The organism is Amycolatopsis sp. NPDC051102, assembly GCF_040682815.1.
GTDB lineage: Bacteria > Actinomycetota > Actinomycetes > Mycobacteriales > Pseudonocardiaceae > Amycolatopsis.
Map to the genome: position 1 here is coordinate 97,172 of NZ_JBFBBT010000011.1, position 13,015 is coordinate 110,186.

Sequence of the window (13,015 nt, forward strand, 5' to 3'; positions counted from 1 at the left end):
GTGTTCGCGGTTTGCTGGGTTCCTTCCCCTCGTCAGGCAAGGAGAGTTTCGTGCCACTCGACCACTACGTCACCCTGGGCCGGTCCGGCCTCCGCGTCAGCCCGTTCGCGCTCGGCGCGATGACCTTCGGGGAGGACCCCGGTGGCGCCGGCTGCGACGTCCCGGAGTCCGAAAAGATCCTCGCGACCTACCTCGACCTCGGCGGGAACTTCGTCGACACGGCGAACTTCTACACCAACGGCCATTCGGAGAAGATCCTCGGCGACTTCTTCGCCGCCCGCCCGGGCCGGCGGGCGCGGGTGGTGCTCGCATCGAAGTTCTTCGGCAACATGTTCCCCGGCGACCCCAACGGCGGCGGCGCCGGCCGCGCGTCGGTCATCGCCCAGCTCGACGAGACCCTCCGGCGGCTGCAGACGGACTACCTCGACCTGTACTGGCTGCACAACTGGGACCGCAGCACGCCGGTCGAGGAGACGCTGCGGGCGCTCGACGACCTGGTGCGCGCGGGCAAGATCCGGTACGTCGGCTTCTCGAACACCCCGGCGTGGGTCACCGCGCAGGCGCAGACGACGGCGCTGCTGCGGGGCTGGACGCCGTTGGTGGCGCTGCAGGTCGAGTATTCGCTGCTGGCGCGCACGGTCGAGGGCGAGCTGGCGCCCTTCGCGCTGGACCAGGGGCTGGCACTGGTGCCGTGGAGCCCGCTGAAGAACGGTTTCCTGTCCGGCAAGTACCGGCGGGGCGCTCCGGTGGCGGATTCCGCCCGCGCGGCCTTCGTCGGCGGTCCGTCCGAAGCGGAGTTCGCGGTGATCGACGCGGTCGCCGCGATCGCGGAGAAGGCCGGCACGACGTCCGCGGCGGTGTCGCTGGCGTGGCTGCGGGCCCGGCGCGGAACGGTGGTCCCGATCATCGGCGCGCGGCGGCTGGAGCACCTGACCGGTAACCTCGCCGGCCTCGACGTGACGCTCACGGCCGCGCAGCTGGCGAGGCTGGACGAGGTGTCGGCGCCCACGCTGGACTACCCGGCCCCGATGCACGGTGCCCAGCGGGCGATGCTGCAGTTCGCGGGCGCGACCGTCGACGGTGAACCGTCCACTATGTACCCGCCGTTGCTGCAGAGTGCCTTCCGCTATTGAGCTCAGCCGCGCGACTCAGCTGCGGAACGTCCGGCGGTAGGTGTCCGGGGGCACGCCGACCGTCCGGTTGAAGTGCCGCCGCAACGTCGTCGCCGTGCCCATGCCGACCGATGACGCCACCGCGTCGATGCTCGCGTCCGTGTTCTCCAGCAGCTCCTGTGCGCGGCGGATGCGCTGGGTCAGCAACCACTGCAACGGTGTCGTGCCCGTTGCCGCGCGGAAGTGGCGGGCCAGGTGGCGGGAACTCATGTTCGCCCGGCGGGCCAGGTCTTCCACCGTCAGCGGGTGGTCGAGGCGGGCCGTGATCCACGGGAGCAGCGCCGCCAGGGGGTGGTCGTCGCGGGTGGGGACCGGGGCCGGGACGAACTGGGCCTGGCCGCCCGCCCGGTGCGGGGGGACGACCAGGCGGCGGGCGATCGTGTTGGCCGCCGCCGGGCCGTGGTCGGCGCGGACCAGGTGCAGGCACAGGTCCATCGCCGCCGCCTTGCCCGCCGAGGTGAGGACCTGGCCGTTGTCGACGTAGAGCACGTCCGGGTCCACCGTCACGCGCGGGTAGCGGGCGGCGAGGACGTCGGTGTGCGCCCAGTGCGTCGTCGCGCGCAGGCCGTCCAGCAGACCGGCGGCCGCCAGCACGAACGCGCCCGTGCACAGCGACGCCACCCGGGCGCCGCGCGCATGGGCCGCGCGGACGGCGTCGACCAGGTCCGCGGGCGGGTCCGCGTCGACGTCGGCCCAGCCCGGCACGAGCACCGTGTCCGCGCTCGCCAGCCGGCCGAGGCCGTGGTCCGGTTCCAGCAGGAACCGGCCGACCCGCACCGCGTGCGAGCCGCAGACCGCGAAGCCGTAGCGGGGATCGTCGCCGAACACCTCGGTGGCGATGGTCAGCTCGAACGACAGCATCCCGTCGGTGGCGGCGAGCGCGACTGCGTGCATGTCCGAAACTGTACGCAGCACGTCGTTCCGGACACTGGTGACCTCGGCGAGCCGTCGTCAGGATGATCGGCATGACTTCGGTACTCGTTTACGGCGCTTACGGACACACCGGCCGCTTCGTGGTAGCTGAGCTGGAAAAACGCGGCTTCGAGCCGGTCCTTTCCGGACGGGACGCGGCCCGGCTGCCGGGCGGGCGGGCGGCGTCGGTCGACGATCCGGCCTCGCTCGACCGCGCCCTGGACGGCGTGGCGGCCGTGATCAACTGCGCGGGCCCGTTCGCGGTGACGGCGCGCCCGGTGGCCGAGGCGGCGATCCGCGCCGGCGTCCCGTACGTGGACGTCGCCGCGGAGATCGAGGCCAACCTCGACACCTTCGCGCTGGCCGCCGACACGGCGGTGGTGCCCGCGATGGCGTTCTTCGGCGGCCTGGCCGACCTCCTGGCCACGGCGGCCATGGGGGACTGGGCAGCGGCCGACGAGGTGCACGTCGCCTACGGCCTCAGCGGCTGGCACCCGACGCCCGGGACCTTGGCGGCGGGCCGGGTGTCCCGCGAACGCCGCGACGGCCGGCGCATCCGGTACGCGAACGGCCGGCTGGAGTACCGCGACGACGCCCTGCCGGCGCTGGAGTGGGCGTTCCCCGAGCCGCTCGGCACCCGGCCGGTCCTCGGCGAGTTCTCGATGGCGGACATCGTCACCATCCCGCGGCACCTGAAGGTCTCGTCGGTGACGTCGTACATGACGGTGGACGCGGCGCAGGGATTGGCGGCGGCGGGTGAACGCGACTCGGCCGAGACGTTCGTGGTGGAGGTGGTCGTCCGCGCCGGGGCCGAGGAGCGCCGGATCGTGGCGCGCGGCGAGGACATCTACGCGGTGAGCGCGCCGCTGGCGGTCGAAGCGGTGGAGCGGATCCTCACCGGCCGGGTCCGCGCGAAGGGCGTGGCGGCGGCGGGGGAGATGTTCGACGCGGCCGATTTCCTGCGGGCGCTGGCGCCGCACATCACGGTCGAGTTCAGCTGAGCGTGGCGCTGCGGTAGCCGCCCGGGGTGGTCGCGTACTCGCGCCGGAACGCCTTGGCGAAGGCGAACGCCGATCCGTAGCCGACGGCCGAAGCCACCTGCGCCAGCGGCCGGTCGGTCTCGCGCAGCAGCCGCGCGGCCGTCGTCATCCGCCAGCGGGTCAGGTAGGTCAGCGGCGGTTCGCCGACGAGGGTGGTGAACCGCCGGGCGAACGCGGCCCGCGACAGCCCGGCCGCGGCGCCGAGCCGCTCGACCGTCCACGCCCGCGCGGGATCGCCGTGGATGGCGGCCAGCGCCCGGGCCGTGACGGGGTCGGCGAGTGCCGCCGGCCACCCGGCTGTCCCGGCCGTCTCGCCCAGCCAGGCCCGGAGCATGTACACGAGCAGGGCGTCGACGAGCGAGGGCGCGACGACGGCGGCTCCGGGCGGGTGCGCCGCGAGCTCCTCGCCGAGGAGCCCGACCATCGCGCGCAGCCCGGGGTGGCGTCCCGGCACGGCGGGCAGGTGGGCCACCTCGGGCAGGTCGCGCAGGAGCGGGTGCGGCCGGTGCCGCCGCAGCCGGTACGCGCCGCAGACGATCGTCGCGCGGGCGCCGGGGCCGGGCAGCGAGACGCGGCCGAACGGCGTGGCCGCCGAAGGGCGGGTGGGCCGGAAGGCGACGAGCGGCGTGCCGGGCTCGGACGTCATCGCGTGCGGGACACCGCGGCCGAGCAGCACGACGTCACCCTGGCCGAGCTCGACCGGCTCGAAGCCGGGCCCGTCGGGCAGCGGGGTCAGCCACGCCGTGCCGGCCAGCACGACGTGGAACGCGGCCCCGGTGGTGTGGTCGAAGCGCAGGCCCCACGGCGCGTGCGCTTCGGTGTGGGCCGCGACCGGGGTGCCGGCGCGCAGGGCCGTCAGTACGTCCGCGAGCACGTCCATCGGCTCAGCCTAGCGAGACGCCTGGACAATACAACGCGCTTTTGAGCCATTCACCGTCTCGCTCGTGGTGCCTAGCTTGGGGAGATGACTGTTTGGGTGGAAGGCGCGACCGGCAAGGCCGGGCGCCGCGTGGTGGACGCGTTGACGGCGGCGGGGGTGCCGGTGCGGGCGGCGAGCCGTCACCCCGGCGAAGCGCACGGTTCCGTGACGCCGGTGCGGTTCGACTGGGCCGACGAGCGGACCTGGGCCCCGGCCCTCGGCGACGCCGAGGCGTTGTTCGTCAAGGGATTGGACAGCGACGACGACGCCGCGAAGACCGTCGCCCGGCTGATCGGCTCGGCACCAGCCGCGCGCCGGGTCGTGCTGATGTCCGCGGTGGGGGTGGACCGGGCGCCGGACGACGCGCCGCGGCGGGCCGTCGAACGGGCGGTCCAGGAGTCCGGCAAGCGCTGGACCGTCCTGCGGCCGAGCTGGTTCCTGCAGAACTTCGACGAGGACGAGTGGGTGTTCGCGCGGGCGCTGCGCGAGACCGGCGAACTGTACGCGGGCAGTGGCGACAGCCCGGTCGGGTTCACCGACACCCGCGATCTGGCCGACGCCGCTGTCACGGTCCTGACCGAGGACGGGCACGACGGCCGCGGCTACACCGTCACCGGGCCGGAGGCGCTGACGTTCGGGGAGATGGCCGCGTTGCTGGCCGAGGCTTCGGGCCGCCCGATCCGGCACCGGGACGCGACGATCGACGAGCACCGGGCGCACTTCGCGAGGTCGGGCCGCCCCGAGGCGTGGGTGGACCACATGCTGCACCTGTTCGCGCTGGTGCGGGCCGGGGTGTTCGCTCCGGTGACCGAGGATTTCCGGCGGCTGACCGGGAAGGCGCCGCGCACGCCGGCGGCGTACGCCCGGGAGGTGTGGCGGCCGTGACCACGGTGGGGGTTCCGGGGGCGAAGCCCGCCGGGCGACGTCCGGGGGTGGCACCCCCGGAAACACGAAGAGCGAGTCCCGCGAAGCGCCGAGCAGGACTCGCCCGGCTCGCTCGTGGGCCCGGAGAGACTCGAACTCTCACTGGCATGGACCTAAACCATGTGCCTCTGCCAATTGGGCTACGGGCCCGCAGCACTCGGCAGCCTAGCGTGCGGCGTGGCCCGTGCGGCGGCCGCGGGGCGGTCGACTAAGTTGGGGCGCGGAAGTCCCATGCGGCGAGGAGGACACGTGGCCCGCGATCCCGAGACGATCGAGCGTGAGATCGAGCAGGCTAGGACCGCTCTGGCGGCGACGCTCGACCAGCTCACCGTCAAGGCCGACCCGAAGAAGCTCGCCGACGCGGCCAAGGACGGCGTGCGCGCCAAGCTGGACAACCCCAAGGTCAAGTTCCCGCTGATCGGTGCGGGCGTCCTCGTGCTCGTCCTGCTGGTGCGCAAGCTCCTCAAGTAACGCTCAGGCCTGCTTCGCCGGCGCCTTGCTCTCCGGGGCGGGCGCCGGCTCGGCCGGGGCCTTGCGGTCCTCGACCGCCTTCGGGAGCTGCTTGCTCGGCGGCAGCTGGGGCTTCATGTCCGCCGACGCCGATGCCGGGGTCGGCTGCTTCGGGACGCTGCCCGGCGGCGGGACCTCGAGCGGGGGGAGCTTCGGGAGCGTCAGCCTCGCGGTCATGTAGGCGCTGGTGAAGTCCAGTGCGCTGCCGTTGAGCAGGTGCACCACCGTCGCCTTGCCGTCGCCGGCGAGCTCCTCGACCAGCTGGTCGGCCCGGTCGCGGGCGGCGATGATGCCGGGCGCCCGTGCGGTCAGCTCCTTGCCGCGGCCGCTGACCGTGATCGCCCAGTCCGCGTCCTCCTGGACGTACGTCGCCGTGATCGTTTCCACCATCTGCCTCACGCCCCTCTCCTCACACCAGCATGCTTTACACAACCGTGACGCGGCCACCGCATTCCCATGACGCGGGTGGGGCGCCCCTCCTCCGGTCGTGAGAGTCCAGCACACTTTCTACCGTGTCATCGATACCGTAGAGCAACTCTGTGTCACAGGACACGACAGCGCTGAGTAACCACCAAATGGCCCAGTGCACGCGCAGGCTAACGTGCACGCTGCCGCAGGCCGGTCCACAGCACGTCCATGGCGTATTCGGTCGCCGTCTCCGGGTTCACTTCCTCGTGCCGCTCGCACCAGATCGCGAGCCGTTCGCACGCTCCGACCACGAATTCCGCGGCGGCTTCGGCCCGCAAGTCGTCGCCGCTGTCGAAGTAGCCGCTCATCAACGCGGCGATGAGGTCGGTCTGCTGGCGGCGGGTCTCCTCGACCTCGTCCGCGGCCGGCGTGCCGATCAGCGCCATCTCGTGCCGCAGCAGCGACCACGCCTGGCGTCGCTCGCGGATGAACACGAAGAAGGCCAGCAGGCCGCGCCGCAGCGCGTCCTCGGCGTCCGCCGCGCCGACCGTGGCCTGCTCGGTGACCTCGCGCAGCACCGTCCGTGACTCCCGGATGCAGGCCAGCAGCAGGCCTTCCTTGGAGTTGAAGTACTCGTAGAGCATCGGCTTCGAGACGCCCACCAGCTCGGCGATCTCGTCCATCGACGCCGCCGCGTAGCCGCGCTCCGAAAAGACCTGCTCGGCGACCTCGATCATCTGCCGCATCCGGTCGGCCCGTGGCATGCGCTTGCGCTTGGCGGTGGTCACACCGCACACTCTACCGCTAGTAACCTACTCTGAGTAAGATGGACGACGGGTAACAGGAACCGGGAGGCGTCATGGGCAACCGCACGGAGACCGGGGTCGTCATCGTCGGGACCGGGTTCTCCGGTCTCGGCATGGCGGTCCAGCTGCGCAAGGAGGGCCGCGACGACTTCGTCATCCTCGAGAAGGCGCACGACGTCGGCGGCACGTGGCGCGACAACAGCTACCCCGGGTGCGCCTGCGACATCCCGTCGCACATGTACTCGTTCTCCTTCGAGCAGAACCCGGGCTGGTCGCGGGCCTACTCGCCGCAGCCGGAGATCTGGCGCTACCTGCGCGAGGTCGCCGACAAGCACGACCTGCGCCGGTTCGTCCGGTTCGGCCAGGAGATGACCGGCGCCCGCTGGGACGCCGAGGAGAACCGCTGGCACGTCGCCACCAGCGGCGGCGACGAGTTCGTGGCGCACGCGCTGGTCGCCGGGGTCGGCGCGCTGCACCTGCCGATGATCCCGGACCTGCCCGGCATCGAGACGTTCGGCGGCCCGGCGTTCCACTCCGCGCAGTGGCGCCACGACGTCGACCTCACGGGCAAGAAGGTCGCCGTGATCGGCACCGGCGCCAGCGCGGTCCAGTTCGTGCCGAAGATCGCACCGGACGTCGAGGAGCTGACGCTGTTCCAGCGGACGCCGCCGTGGATCATGCCGAAGGCCGACCACGAGATGTCCGGGCGCACCCGTGCGTTGTTCCGGGCGATCCCGCCGGTCCAGCGCGCCTACCGCACCCTGCTCTACTGGCTGCTCGAAGCCCGCGCCGTCGGCTTCAACGGCCAGTCGTGGGTGATGAAGCTCGGCCAGCGGATCGCCAAGCGCCACATCGACCGCGCGATCACGGACCCGCAGCTGCGGCGCAAGGTCACCCCGGACTACACGATGGGCTGCAAGCGGGTGCTCATCTCGAACGACTACTACCCGGCGCTGGCGCGCGACAACGTCGACGTCGTGACCGAAGGCGTCCGGGAGGTCCGCGAGCACAGCGTCGTCGACGCCGCGGGTGTCGAGCACGAGGCCGACGTCATCGTCTACGGCACCGGCTTCCACGTCACCGACGCCTTCGACGACCTCGAGATCGTCGGCCGGGACGGGCGCAACCTCGGCAAGGAGTGGGCGACCGAAGGCATGCGGACGCACCTGGGCATCACCGTCGCCGGCTTCCCGAACCTGTTCTTCCTGCTCGGCCCCAACACCGGTCTCGGGCACAACTCGGTCGTGTTCATGATCGAGGCCCAGATCTCCTACGTCGCCGAAGCGCTGCGGCTGGCCGGCGGCCGGGCGATCGAGCCGAAGCCCGAGGTGCAGGAGCGGTTCAACGCGCGGATCCAGCGCAAGCTGGCCAAGGGCATCTGGACGCGCGGTGGCTGCAAGAGCTGGTACCTGGACGCGAAGGGCGTCAACCGGACGATCTGGCCCGGCTTCACCTGGCGCTACTGGCTCGACACGAGGAAGGTGCGGCGCGAGGACTTCCTGGTCGGCTGAGTGGTCGTGAGTGTTCGGACGAGTTCCAACTCGTCCGAACACTCACGACCCGGGTGGGCTAGCGGGAGGTGTAGCGGCGGAGGCGGGCGATCAGGTCGACGGTCGGCAGCCGGCACAGCTCGGCCATCCGCTCCAGCGCCGGCAGGTCGAGGGCGACCTCGCCGCCGGCGTGCTCGCCGGTCTGCCGCAGCCGGTCCTCGGCCCAGCGGCGCAGCGGCAGCAGGTCGGGCGGGGCGTCGGCGAGGACCTTGCGCAGGTCGACGCGGACGCGGCCCGGCTCGTCGAAGAACACCCGGCGGTGCACCTTGGCCAGCAGGTCCTGGGGCAGTTCGTCCATCGCGACGCACAGCTCGACCAGGCGCACGACGGAGCACTGTCTGGTGCCCAGCTCGTAGGTGGCCAGCGTCTGCAGCGAGATCTCGCTCTGCAGGTGCTGGTTCAGCTCCTTGCGCGTCCAGCCTCGGCTGCGCCGGAGCTTGCGGAGCTCGTCTCCGAGGATCCGCTGGTACTCCTCACCGTCGATCAGCACATCAATGTCCCCTGCCGTGCGCTCCCACGGCACCCGCACGGCCGTGATAATTCCCGTGCAGGTGCACCCTCACATGTATGTAAGTGCGCTGGAGCCCGGCCCTTACGCGAATTCCGGCATGTCTTTGATACCGATTGCGCGAGTTAGGCCGAACGGGTGAACGACAGCTCGCCTACCGGGTCAGTTGACGCAGGGAACGCCTTCGGCGGTGATCGGCTTGTCCTCGTCGGCGGCGGCGGCCGGCGGCGGCGCGGTGGCCTGCGACGTCGCCCCCGCGGAACCGGCGCCCGAGCTCGAAGCGGAGGTCGTGGCCTCGTAGTCGGCGCCGAGGAACACCATCACGTGCCCGGCCTGGACGCTCTTGTCTTCCTGGATGGTCGGCGAGGCGCCGAGCGCGTCCGCGACGGCCTGGCCCTTGGCCTTGCCGCCCCGCGGTACCCAGATGACCGTCGTCTTGCGCGCGGTCGCGTTCGCCGTGTCGCCGGAGGTGAAGCCCTTGGCGTCGAGGGTCTTGGCGACGCTCGCGGCCAGGCCGGTCTTGCCGGAGGCGTTGCGGACGTCGACCGTGGTCGCCTTGTTCGCCGGGTCGGCCTGCTCCGCCGGCGGCGCCGACTGGCCCGGCTGCGGACCGGCGAGGCTCTGGACGAACTGCTTCACCTCGGCCGGGTCGACCTGGATGGCGACGCCGTCCTCGGGGGTCTTGTACTCGATGTTCTTCACCGGGATGGTGCGGAACTCGAGCTGGCCGCCGGTCAGGCCCTTCATCTGCTGGGCGAAGCCGAAGATGTCCCAGTTCTGGTTGAGCACGACCGACTTCTTGATGGCGTCGATCAGGTCCGACAGCTTGCTCGGGTTGGTCAGTGTGCCGGCCGACAGCACCTTGCGCGCCATGCCGGCCATGAACACCTGCTGGCGGACGACCCGGTCGAGGTCGCCGTTGGGCAGGCCGTGGCGCTGCCGCACGAACTCCAGGGCCTCGACGCCGGAGATGGTGTGCTGGCCCTTGGTGAAGTCCGCGCCGGAGTAGTCGTCCTTGACGTTGTTCTTCAGGCAGACGTCGACGCCGCCGATGGCCTTGGTGATCTCGCTGAAGCCGAGCAGGTTGACCGCGGCGTAGTTGTCGATGGTCGACCCGGTGAGTCTCTCGATGGTCTTGATGAGCTCCTGCGCCCCGGCCTGGTTGGCCTTGACGTCGAGCTCCTTCGGGTCGGTGACGCCCTGCTTCTGCAGGTCCTTGCGGGCCTGCAGCATCGCCCGCGCGTAGGCCGAGTTGATCTTGTGCTTGCCGTAGCCGGGGATGTCGACGTAGGAGTCGCGCGGCAGGGACATCGCGACGGCCTTGCTGCCGTCGTTCGGGATGTGCACGAAGATCAGCGAGTCGGTGTTGAGCTCGCCGTCGGCGTCGCCGGCGCGCAGCTCGTCGAGCACCTCGCGCGGCAGCGGGTTGCCCTGGGCGTCGGTGCGGCTGTCGAGGCCGACCAGGAGGATGTCGCGGGCGCCGTCGGCGGGCTTGTCGCCACCGCCGCCGTCGCTGAGCACGTTCGTGTAGTTGAGCCCGTTGACCAGGCCCTGCATGGCCGCCCACGCGTACCCGGTCAGGCCTATCACCAGCAGGGAGACGACGGTCAGCGCGATCTTCGCGCCGCGGAAGGAGTTGCGGCGGGCGCGCGGGGCCGGGCGCGGCTGCGGGCGGGGCGCCGGCGACGGGCGGCGGGCGTCCGCCGGGTCGCGGCGGGGTGCGGGGCGGCGCGACGGCGGGGTGCCGCGCCGTGGAGCGTCCCGGCCTGGCTCGTCCTGCCAGGGCCGGGCGGGGCGGCGGCCGCCTTGCCCGTTCCGAGGCGGGTGATCCACGCGGGCGACTCCTCACTGCATCGATCGGGTGGTGCTACGGAATGGGACGCATGGTGCCTGCCCCGGGTTGCCGTAGCGTTACACATCCCCCCACGAATGTGTCATGCACCACCCAGTTTCCCGCAGGTCCCACGGTTTCGCCTGGTCAGGACGGCACATTGGCCGGTGGCCGGGCGGGCAGGAGCGTCCCCGCGGCGGCGAGCAGGGCGAAGCCGGCCGTCACGGCGTGGAGGGTGACGCCGAGGAACCCGGGGGTGTTGCCGTCGGCGGCGAACAGCAGCGAAGGTGCGCAGGCGAGCGCCGTGGTCAGCCAGGTGCCGGTCGCCGCGCCGGCCCCGATCCGGATCGTGTGCAGCAGGAACACCCCGAGCAGCAGGTGCACCAGGCTCTGGATCGGGTCCAGCCGCAGGCCCAGCAGGTCGGCGTCGGCGGCCACCCCGCCGAAGCGGGTCAGCGCGAAGCCGAACACGCCGAGCGTCGCGTAGCCGATCCCGAGCCCGGCCGCGGCGCGGGTCAGCACCGCCGTCCGGCGGCCGGGGTGGTCGGCCGCGCGCGGCTCCCGGACGCCGTGGGTGTGCCGCTCGAACCACCAGAAGACCAGCGTCGCCGGCACCGCGAGCAGCCCGACCGCGACCAGCGTGCGGGGCCGGATCAGCCAGCTGAGCCCGTCGGCGATCCGGCCCGGCAGGTAGACGACGGCGACCAGCAGCAGCATCGCGGCGAGGAACGCCAGGTACAGGCTCATCGGCGCGCGCAGGACGAACCGGGAGGCGGCGGCGACGCCGGGCCGGCTGCCGGCCCGGGCCAGCGGGACGGCCAGCAGCCCCAGCACGCCGAGCTGGACCAGGCCGAGCAGCAGCACGCCCCACGGCGGCGCGGACAACGCCGCCGGCGCGCCCGGGCTGCCGAGCAGGACAGGCGGCCCGCCTTTCAGGACACTCGCCACGGCGAGGCCCGCGACCCCGGTCGCGGCGGCCGCGGCGAGCAGACGTCGTGACGGGCGTACACCGTCCGCGTGCGCGAAGGCGAGCTGCTGGGCGAGGAGCGCGAGGGCGAACGTCGCGGCGTAGCGGGGCAGCGGCGAGCCGGCGGCGTCGGCGGTCACTTCGCCGCCGACGACCAGCGCGAACAGTCCCACGGCCGCGCCGACCGGGGCCCGGCGGTGCAGGGCCAGCAGCGGCGGCGCGCAGACGATCGTCAGCAGGTAGACCCCGAGCAGCCAGAGCGGGTGCAACGCGATCCGCATGACGGTGGCCGTCGTTCCGGCCGGAATCCCGAGCAGCTCGAGCGCGAGCGGCGTCAGCAGCGCGACGACCGCGAAGATCAGCGCCGGGCGCAGCAGCGGGCTGGCGCGTTCGGCCAGGTAGTGCCGGTAGCCGCCGCCCGCGGCCTGCTCGGCGCGCCAGCCGGCCGCGTTGGCGTGGCCGCCGGCGAAGAAGATCAGCGGGGCCAGCTGGGTGAGCCAGGTCAGCGGCCACCACGCCGTCTCGTCCGCCCCGGCCCAGTGCGCGAGCGCCGTCACGGACTCACCGAGCAGCAGGACCACGACGCCGCCGGCGCCGAGCAGCGCCCAGCGGCTGACCTCGGCGGGTGCGACGGCGGGCGCGGGCGGGCGTGGTTCGCGGCGGGCCCGCAGCCAGCCGCGCAGCCGGAAGACCAGCAGGCAGCCGATGACGAGCACGCCGGCGACCATCGGGCCGATCGGGTCGCCGACCGGCGGCCCCCAGCGCTGGTGCCACGAGTTGACGACCAGCCCGGCCGAGTAGAGGGAGGCGACGACCCGGCAGGTGAGGGCCGAGTTCATCGGGTTGAGGTCGCACGCGTGGTGCATGTCGTAGGACAGCCGGCTGTCCAGGGCTTCCCGGACCTCCGGGCCGAGCGGGTGCCCCTTGCGGTCGGCGTACCGGAGCAGGTCGTAGCCGAGGTCGTGCGCCTTGCACGGCACGGCGTAGTCCCACTTCGTGTTGTCGTCGCCCCAGGGTGTCGAGCAGCCGCCGTCGACGTGCACCGCGCGGACGGTGCCGTCGCGGGCCGGCATCGCGCCCGGGGTGACGCCGCTGAGCGCGGTGAAGTCCTTCGGCAGCCGGGCGAGCGCGTCGGGGTGCGGGCCGGGGTGGACCAGGGCGTCGATGGCGTTCTGCGCGGCGAGCACGTCCCCGGTGGGCGGCCCCTGGTCCGGGGGCGACGGCGGCCGCGAGGCGATCAGGCCGAACGCGAAGACGACCAGCAGGACCAGCAGCAGCCACCCGGACGTCGACCAGGGTCGGCGGACACGCGGCGGCTCGGACGGGGCTGGCATGGGTTCAAGGGTGCCAGCCCCGCCGCCGGGCCGGCATGGGGATAGCCACCGGAGTGCGCGGCGGTTTCCCGCACGCTGCCCGGACGGCTGCCCGTTTCTCCCTGGTGCCGCCCGGACGCCCGGACGAGACTGGC

The 13,015-nt window shown here is 72.6% G+C and carries 12 protein-coding genes and 1 tRNA gene; 5 read left to right on the forward strand and 8 right to left on the reverse strand.

Annotation, left to right across the window (positions count from 1 at the left end; translation table 11 throughout):
• The first annotated feature begins 50 nt into the window (after positions 1 to 50).
• Positions 51 to 1,133 (forward strand): aldo/keto reductase, encoded by a 1,083-nt coding sequence (locus AB0M93_RS28385; RefSeq protein ID WP_364278326.1) that lies wholly within the window; start codon positions 51 to 53, stop codon positions 1,131 to 1,133.
• Between the two features lie 15 nt (positions 1,134 to 1,148).
• Here the strand turns inward: AB0M93_RS28385 and AB0M93_RS28390 are convergent, their stop codons facing one another.
• Positions 1,149 to 2,066 (reverse strand): helix-turn-helix domain-containing protein, encoded by a 918-nt coding sequence (locus AB0M93_RS28390; RefSeq protein WP_364278329.1) that lies wholly within the window; start codon positions 2,064 to 2,066, stop codon positions 1,149 to 1,151.
• Positions 2,067 to 2,137: 71 nt separating this feature from the next.
• Here AB0M93_RS28390 and AB0M93_RS28395 point away from each other — a divergent pair, with 71 nt between their 5' ends.
• Positions 2,138 to 3,085 carry a saccharopine dehydrogenase NADP-binding domain-containing protein gene (locus AB0M93_RS28395; RefSeq protein WP_364278332.1) on the forward strand — a complete coding sequence of 316 codons (948 nt, stop codon included), beginning with the start codon at positions 2,138 to 2,140 and terminating at the stop codon, positions 3,083 to 3,085.
• On the opposite strand, the gene AB0M93_RS28400 is transcribed toward AB0M93_RS28395, so the two are convergent.
• Complete coding sequence (locus tag AB0M93_RS28400; RefSeq protein ID WP_364278334.1) at positions 3,078 to 4,004, reverse strand: AraC family transcriptional regulator; 927 nt, start codon at positions 4,002 to 4,004, stop codon at positions 3,078 to 3,080. The genes AB0M93_RS28395 and AB0M93_RS28400 overlap by 8 nt on opposite strands.
• An 84-nt stretch (positions 4,005 to 4,088) precedes the next feature.
• Here AB0M93_RS28400 and AB0M93_RS28405 point away from each other — a divergent pair, with 84 nt between their 5' ends.
• Entirely contained in the window at positions 4,089 to 4,928 is an 840-nt protein-coding gene (locus AB0M93_RS28405; RefSeq protein WP_364278337.1) for an NAD(P)H-binding protein, read from the forward strand.
• A gap of 115 nt (positions 4,929 to 5,043) precedes the next feature.
• Here the strand turns inward: AB0M93_RS28405 and AB0M93_RS28410 are convergent.
• Positions 5,044 to 5,117, reverse strand: a tRNA-Leu gene (locus AB0M93_RS28410).
• 99 nt (positions 5,118 to 5,216) lie between these two features.
• Between AB0M93_RS28410 and AB0M93_RS28415 the strand changes: the two genes are divergently transcribed.
• Positions 5,217 to 5,438 (forward strand): DUF3618 domain-containing protein, encoded by a 222-nt coding sequence (locus AB0M93_RS28415; RefSeq protein WP_004559246.1) that lies wholly within the window; start codon positions 5,217 to 5,219, stop codon positions 5,436 to 5,438.
• A 3-nt stretch (positions 5,439 to 5,441) separates the two neighbouring features.
• On the opposite strand, the gene AB0M93_RS28420 is transcribed toward AB0M93_RS28415, so the two are convergent.
• Positions 5,442 to 5,867: a hypothetical protein gene (locus tag AB0M93_RS28420; protein WP_364278867.1), complete on the reverse strand. Its 426-nt coding sequence runs from the start codon at positions 5,865 to 5,867 to the stop codon at positions 5,442 to 5,444.
• A gap of 206 nt (positions 5,868 to 6,073) precedes the next feature.
• Positions 6,074 to 6,631, reverse strand: a complete 558-nt coding sequence (locus AB0M93_RS28425; RefSeq protein ID WP_364278870.1) for a TetR/AcrR family transcriptional regulator — start codon at positions 6,629 to 6,631, stop codon at positions 6,074 to 6,076.
• Between the two features lie 113 nt (positions 6,632 to 6,744).
• Between AB0M93_RS28425 and AB0M93_RS28430 the strand changes: the two genes are divergently transcribed.
• Positions 6,745 to 8,202 (forward strand): NAD(P)/FAD-dependent oxidoreductase, encoded by a 1,458-nt coding sequence (locus AB0M93_RS28430; RefSeq protein ID WP_364278340.1) that lies wholly within the window; start codon positions 6,745 to 6,747, stop codon positions 8,200 to 8,202.
• Positions 8,203 to 8,260: 58 nt separating this feature from the next.
• Here AB0M93_RS28430 and AB0M93_RS28435 read toward each other — a convergent pair whose 3' ends face one another.
• The 3 genes from AB0M93_RS28435 to AB0M93_RS28445 all read right to left on the reverse strand — a co-directional run bounded on the left by AB0M93_RS28435 (position 8,261) and on the right by AB0M93_RS28445 (position 12,881).
• On the reverse strand, positions 8,261 to 8,731 hold the full coding sequence (locus AB0M93_RS28435) for a helix-turn-helix domain-containing protein (protein ID WP_364278343.1): 471 nt from the start codon (positions 8,729 to 8,731) through the stop codon (positions 8,261 to 8,263).
• 180 nt (positions 8,732 to 8,911) lie between these two features.
• Entirely contained in the window at positions 8,912 to 10,582 is a 1,671-nt protein-coding gene (locus AB0M93_RS28440) for an LCP family protein (protein ID WP_364278345.1), read from the reverse strand.
• 145 nt (positions 10,583 to 10,727) lie between these two features.
• Positions 10,728 to 12,881, reverse strand: a complete 2,154-nt coding sequence (locus AB0M93_RS28445) for a phospholipase (protein ID WP_364278347.1) — start codon at positions 12,879 to 12,881, stop codon at positions 10,728 to 10,730.
• Positions 12,882 to 13,015 lie beyond the last annotated feature (134 nt).